5 protein-coding genes are annotated in these 6,047 nt (G+C 68.7%); 3 read left to right on the forward strand and 2 right to left on the reverse strand.

Annotated elements, in window-relative coordinates; genetic code table 11:
• Window positions 1-124: homocysteine S-methyltransferase family protein (locus ACAM49_RS38160; protein WP_369640396.1), on the forward strand; the 124-nt coding region annotated here is incomplete at its 5' end.
• 79 nt (window positions 125-203) lie between these two features.
• Window positions 204-2,222 carry a heavy metal translocating P-type ATPase gene (locus tag ACAM49_RS38165; RefSeq protein WP_369640392.1) on the forward strand — a complete coding sequence of 673 codons (2,019 nt, stop codon included), beginning with the start codon at window positions 204-206 and terminating at the stop codon, window positions 2,220-2,222.
• A 323-nt stretch (window positions 2,223-2,545) separates the two neighbouring features.
• On the opposite strand, the gene katG is transcribed toward ACAM49_RS38165, so the two are convergent.
• Window positions 2,546-4,753 carry a catalase/peroxidase HPI gene (katG, locus tag ACAM49_RS38170; RefSeq protein ID WP_369640393.1) on the reverse strand — a complete coding sequence of 736 codons (2,208 nt, stop codon included), beginning with the start codon at window positions 4,751-4,753 and terminating at the stop codon, window positions 2,546-2,548.
• A 55-nt stretch (window positions 4,754-4,808) separates the two neighbouring features.
• On the reverse strand, window positions 4,809-5,249 hold the full coding sequence (locus tag ACAM49_RS38175; RefSeq protein WP_369640394.1) for a Fur family transcriptional regulator: 441 nt from the start codon (window positions 5,247-5,249) through the stop codon (window positions 4,809-4,811).
• 354 nt (window positions 5,250-5,603) lie between these two features.
• On the opposite strand from ACAM49_RS38175, the gene ACAM49_RS38180 reads away from it, so the two are divergent.
• Window positions 5,604-6,047 (forward strand): DUF4232 domain-containing protein (locus ACAM49_RS38180; RefSeq protein WP_369640395.1); only part of this gene is annotated, 444 nt, incomplete at its 3' end.

Here is a 6,047-nt window from a genome sequence, read left to right on the forward strand (position 1 = left end):
GTCGCGGTTCGCGGCGGAGCGGGTAGGGGAGTGGGCGAGGCTTGGCGCCTCGATCGTGGGTGGCTGTTGCCGGGTGCGGCCCGCTGATATCGAGCGTCTCGCCGAGGTTGCCGCCGCCGGATGATTCGGCTGATTGCCAGGTCAGTCGGGCAATAAATAGTCACATGCAGACATGCGCATGTATCTAAGTTATTCTCTCGTGTATGGCGACCACGACGAAGCAAGGCACCGAAGGACACGGCCACGGCCTGCTCGGTCCGCGCGCGGAGATGGCCTTCGCGATCGGCTCGGGCATCACCTACACCTGCGGCATGGTGGCGAAGTACCTGCTGGAAACCCCGGGCTGGGTACCGACGACGCTGTTCCTGGCGACCTATGTGCTGGGCGGATTCTTCACTGTCCGCTCCGCGTTCGAGACCATCCGGCGCGGGCGCTTCGAGGTCGATTTCCTGATGCTGGTCGCCGCGGCCGGCGCGGCGGCGGTCGGGAAGTGGGCCGAGGGTTCGGTGCTGCTGTTCCTGTTCAGCCTCGGGCATGCGCTCGAGGAGTACGCCATGAGCCGCGCGCAGCGTTCCATCGCGGCGCTCGGTGAGCTCGCGCCCCGCACGGCGCTGGTGCGGCGGGGCCCGGATCGGGTCGAGGAGATCGACATCGACGAGCTGCGGGTCGGGGATACCGTTGTGGTGCTGCCGAATTCGCGGTTGAGTGCCGACGGGGTCGTGGTCGCGGGCGTCAGCGCCGTCGACGAATCCTCGGTGACGGGGGAGAGCATGCCGGTGGAGAAGCAGCCGGTCGCCGACGCCGCGGCTGCGCTGGCCGGGCGCGGCCCGGTGTCGGAGGCGCATCGGGTGTTCGCGGGCACGCTGAATGGTTCGGGTGCGCTCGAGGTGGTGGTGACTTCTCGCGCCGAGGATTCGACGCTGGCACGGGTGATCGCGATGGTGCGTGACGCCGACACCCAGAAGTCGCCGACGCAGCGGTTCATCGACCGCTTCCAGATGGTGTACGTGCCCGCGGTGATCGCGGGTGTGCTCGCGGTGATCGGGTTCGGCGTGTTGGGTTTGTCGGAACCGTTCGCGGACAGCTTCTACCGCGGCATGGTGGTGCTGGTCGCCGCCAGTCCGTGCGCGCTGGCGATCGCGACTCCGAGCGCGGTGCTCGCGGGTGTCGCTCGGGCCGCGCAGGCGGGTGTGCTCGCCAAGGGCGGCGGGCCGTTGGAGTCTCTGGGCCGGGTGCGGTCGATCGCGTTCGACAAGACGGGCACGCTCACCTGGGGTCAGCCGCGGGTCACCGATGTGGTGCCGGTGCGTCCCTCGCTACGGGAGCAGTTGGTCACCACGGTGGTGGCGGTCGAATCCTTCAGCGATCACCCGCTCGCGGCCGCGATCACCCGCGATCTCGCTCTCGAGGTACCGGCTGGTGCGGAAAGCGCTGCCACCGAGGTCAATTCGGTCACCGGTCGGGGTGTGACGGCGCGAGTGGACGGGCGGCCCACCGAGATCGGCAACCTCGCCATGTTCGCCGAGCTGGACCCGCTCGGCGTCCCGGACGATATCGCCGCGACCGTCGACCATCTGCACCGGCTGGGCCGCACCACGATGATCGTCCGCCACGGCGGCGCCTACCTGGGTGTGCTCGGGGTCATGGACACCCCGCGCGCGGAGGCCGCGCCGGTGATCGCGGAACTGCGCGCCCTGGGTGTCGCCGACATGGTCGTCATCTCCGGTGACAATCAGCGGGTGGCCGACGCGGTCGCCGACGGGCTCGGCCTGGATGCCGCCCACGGCGGTCTGCTCCCCGAGGACAAGGTCTCCATGATCGCCCGCCTGAACGGGCGCGGCGGCACCGCGATGGTCGGCGACGGCGTCAACGACGCGCCCGCGATGGTGAACTCCTCGGTCGGAATCGCCATGGGCGCGGGCGGATCCGCCGTCGCCCTGGAAACCGCCGACGTCGCGTTGATGACCGACGACATCGGCCGCCTCCCCTTCGCGGTAGCCCTGAGCCGCCGCACCGCCGCCATCATCCGCCAGAACCTGACCGTCGCCCTGGTGATCGTCGCGGCCCTGGTCCCGGCAACCCTGCTCGGCCTACCCATCGGCCCGGCCGTCTTCATCCACGAGGGCTCGACCCTGCTGGTGGTGGCGAACGCCTTGCGCCTCCTGCGTTTCCGCCGCGGCGCCGAGCATGCGGGCATCGACCACGAATCACGTCCGGCGTGACCGATCGCCCTTGGCGAAGGGCTGCTTGCCCCTGCTGACAGGACCGGGTGCCCGCGTCTTGCAGCGGGGCAATTGCCTGCCTCCACTGAGCGCCCGCTGGCCGTCCTACTCCCTCCTCGGCGCAGCGCTCGACCGCGTCCGCCTGCATGGCATTGCCAGGGACTTTGCGGCTGAATTGTCGTTGGATGCTTGTGTGCCGAATGATCGTGCCGCGCAACTGGTCTGACTTGACCTGAAACTGGTCTGACCTGTATTGAACGGGCGATGCCCCCGCACCGTGTGGTGCGGGGGCATCGGTCTAACGACGGTTCACACCGTGGTTATCAGACCAGGTCGAAGCGGTCGAGCTCCATGACCTTGGTCCAGGCGGCGACGAAGTCCTTGACGAACTTCTCCTTGGAGTCGTCCTCGGCGTACACCTCGGCCAGCGCGCGCAGCTGGGAGTTGGAGCCGAAGACCAGGTCGACGCGGGAGGCGGTCCACTTGGGGGCGCCGGTGGTGCGGTCGGTGCCCTGGTAGCTGGAGTTCTCGGTGTCGACCGGGGCCCACTTGGTGGACATGTCGAGCAGGTTCACGAAGAAGTCCGTGGTCAGCACGCCCGGCTTGTCGGTGAACACGCCCTGCTGGGAGCCCTTGTAGTTGGCGCCGAGCACGCGCAGGCCGCCGACGAGGACGGTCATTTCCGGCGCGGACAGGGTCAGCAGGTTGGCCTTGTCGAGCAGCAGGTACTCCGCCGGGGTGGTGGTGCCCTTGCTGACGTAGTTGCGGAAGCCGTCGGCCTTGGTCTCGAGGGCCGCGAACGACTCGACGTCGGTCTGCTCCTGGGTGGCGTCGGTGCGGCCGGCGCGGAAGGGCACCTCGATGTCGAATCCGGCTGCCTTGGCGGCGGTTTCGACGCCGACGTTACCGGCGAGCACGACGACGTCGGCGAAGGAGACGCCCTTGCCGAAGTCGGTCTGGATGCCCTCGAGCACCCGGATGACCTGGGCGAGCTCGTCGGGCTGGTTGACCTCCCAGCCGGCCTGCGGCTGCAGGCGGATGCGGCCGCCGTTGGCGCCGCCGCGCATGTCCGAGCCGCGGAAGGACGAGGCCGCGGCCCAGGCGGTGGTCACCAGCTGGGCGACGGTCAGGCCGGAGTCGGCGATCTTGGCCTTGAGGGCCTTGATGTCGGCGGCGGAGATGACCGCGCCCTCGTGGGCCGGGATCGGGTCCTGCCACAGCAGGGTCTCGGCCGGGACCTCGGGGCCGAGGTAGCGGACCTTGGGGCCCATGTCGCGGTGGGTGAGCTTGTACCAGGCCTTGGCGAAGGCTTCGGCGAGCTCTTCGGGGTGGTCGAGCCAGCGGCGGGTGATCTGCTCGTAGATCGGGTCGAAGCGCATCGACAGGTCGGTGGTGAGCATGGTGGGCAGCCACCGCTTGGTGTTGTCGAAGGCGTCGGGGATGATCGCCTGGCCGTCCTTGGCGACCCACTGGTGGGCGCCGGCGGGGGACTTGGTGAGCTCCCACTCGTTGCCGTAGAGGGTCTCGAGGAAGCTGTTGTCCCACTTGGTCGGAGTCGGGGTCCAGGTGACCTCGAGGCCGGAGGTGATGGCGAAGCGGCCGGAGCCGGTGCCGAAGGAGGACTTCCAGCCCAGGCCCTGCTCCTCGAGCGGGGCGGCCTCGGGCTCGGGGCCGACGTGGTCGGCCGGGCCGGCGCCGTGGGTCTTGCCGAAGGTGTGGCCGCCGACGATCAGCGCGGCGGTCTCCTCGTCGTTCATGGCCATGCGGGCGAAGGTCTCGCGGATGTCGATCGCGGCCAGGACCGGGTCCGGGTTGCCGTTGGGGCCTTCGGGGTTGACGTAGATCAGACCCATCTGGACCGCGGCGAGGGGGTTCTCGAGGTCGCGCTTGCCGGTGTAGCGGGCGTCGCCCAGCCACTCGGTCTCGGGGCCCCAGTAGACGTCCTCTTCGGGCTCCCACTGGTCGACGCGGCCGCCGCCGAAGCCGAAGGTTTGGAAGCCCATGTCCTCGAGGGCGACGTTACCGGCGTAGACGATGAGGTCGGCCCACGACAGCTTCTTGCCGTACTTCTTCTTGACCGGCCACAGCAGGCGGCGGGCCTTGTCGAGGGAGGCGTTGTCGGGCCAGGAGTTCAGGGGCGCGAAGCGCTGCATGCCGGCGCCGGCGCCGCCGCGGCCGTCCTGCACGCGGTAGGTGCCGGCGGCGTGCCAGGACATGCGGATGAAGAAGGGGCCGTAGTGGCCGAAGTCGGCGGGCCACCAGTCCTGGGAGGTGTGCATGACCTCGATGATGTCGGCCTTGACGGCGGCCAGGTCGAGGGTCTGGAACTCGGCGCGGTAGTCGTAGCCCTCGTCCATGGGGTTGGCGACGGCCGGGTTCTTCTGCAGGATCTTCAGGTTGAGCTGGTTGGGCCACCACTGACGGTTGGCGTTGCCGCCCTCGGCGGGTGCGGCCATCTTGTCGTGCATGACGGGGCAGCCACCGGCGGCGGGCTCGGTGTTGGCTTCACCGATGGGCGGGTGTTCAGGCACGGTGTGTTGTCCTTCCATGAGGGTGTGATCTGGTTGTCGACCACGAGTGTGGCCGCTACTTCTGTTGTGTGGCAGCGGTTTTCGAGCATTCGGGGCACAGGCCCCAGTAGACGACCTCGGCTTCGTCGAGCGCGAAACCATGGTTGTCGGAGGCGGTCAGGCAGGGTGCGTCGCCCACGGCGCAGTCGACATCGGCGATGACGCCGCAGGATCGGCACACGACGTGGTGATGGTTGTCCCCGACGCGGGTCTCATACAGTGCGACCGACCCCATGGGCTGGATCCGGCGCAGCAGTCCCGCGCCGGTCAGGGCCTTGAGCACGTCGTAGACGGCTTGATGTGACACCCCACCCAGGGTCTGGCGCACGAACCCGAGGATGGTGTCCGTGTCGGAGTGGGGGTGCTCGTGTACCGCGGTCAGCACCGCGAGCCGCGGCGCCGTCACACGCAAAGCGGCCCCGCGCAACATGCGCTCGAAATCCGTAGGCGTGGGCACGACCCACACTCTGCCCTTTTTTCTGGAATGAATCAAGTCTTCGTGGAGTCGAGTTGAGAAGCCCGCTTGCCGCCGCATCGGTGATCGAGGGTCGATGCCGGGTCCGGAAAGGCGGGGGAGAAGTGACACCGACCGGCCCCCACTTTTGGGGGCACGGGCGAGTCGACCCCGGTGTTAACGCTTTGCCCGCGGGTGTCCAGAGCAGCGGGTTTCGGGCGGGGGTGTGGCGAACTGCGCTGTAGCGCAGGCGATTACGCAAACTCCTGCTCACGCTGGTGCGTAACGGGGGCTCACAGGGTTCGGATGTGGAGCTTGCATACCAACGGTTGCAGTACCGAACTTCGAGGGGATCTCATGCGGATCAAGTCATTGGCCGTCGCCGCGATCGCGGCGGGTGTCGCCATCTCCGTCAGCGGTTGCGACCCGAACACCTCGGCAGGGCCCGCGTCCACGACCCCGGCCGCGCAAACCCCTCCCGCTCAACCCGGGCAGACAACGCAACCCGGGCAGACGACACCGGGCGGGATCGACCACGACGGCGACAACGCCGGTGCACCCGTCACCGATACGACCACACCCGCGGCGGGTCTGCCCAAATGCGTGACCCGCCAGATCGTGCTGGACAAGGGACACGGCGGTCCGGTGGCAGGGGACTGGTTCCTGAAATTCATCAACTCCAGCTCCGTCACCTGCGTGATCCAAGGCTTCCCGGGCGTCTCGCAAACCAACGGGCCCACCGGCGATCCCGTCGGGGAACCCGCCGAACGCGACCAGGGCCCCGGCGCCCCCAAGCCCACT

The organism is Nocardia sp. JMUB6875 (assembly GCF_041154655.1).
Lineage (GTDB): Bacteria > Actinomycetota > Actinomycetes > Mycobacteriales > Mycobacteriaceae > Nocardia.

Coding starts and splice junctions, on each gene's coding strand:
- ACAM49_RS38165 (WP_369640392.1), top strand. CDS start 204: ATGGCGACCACGACGAAGCAAGGCACCGAAGGACACGGCCACGGCCTG.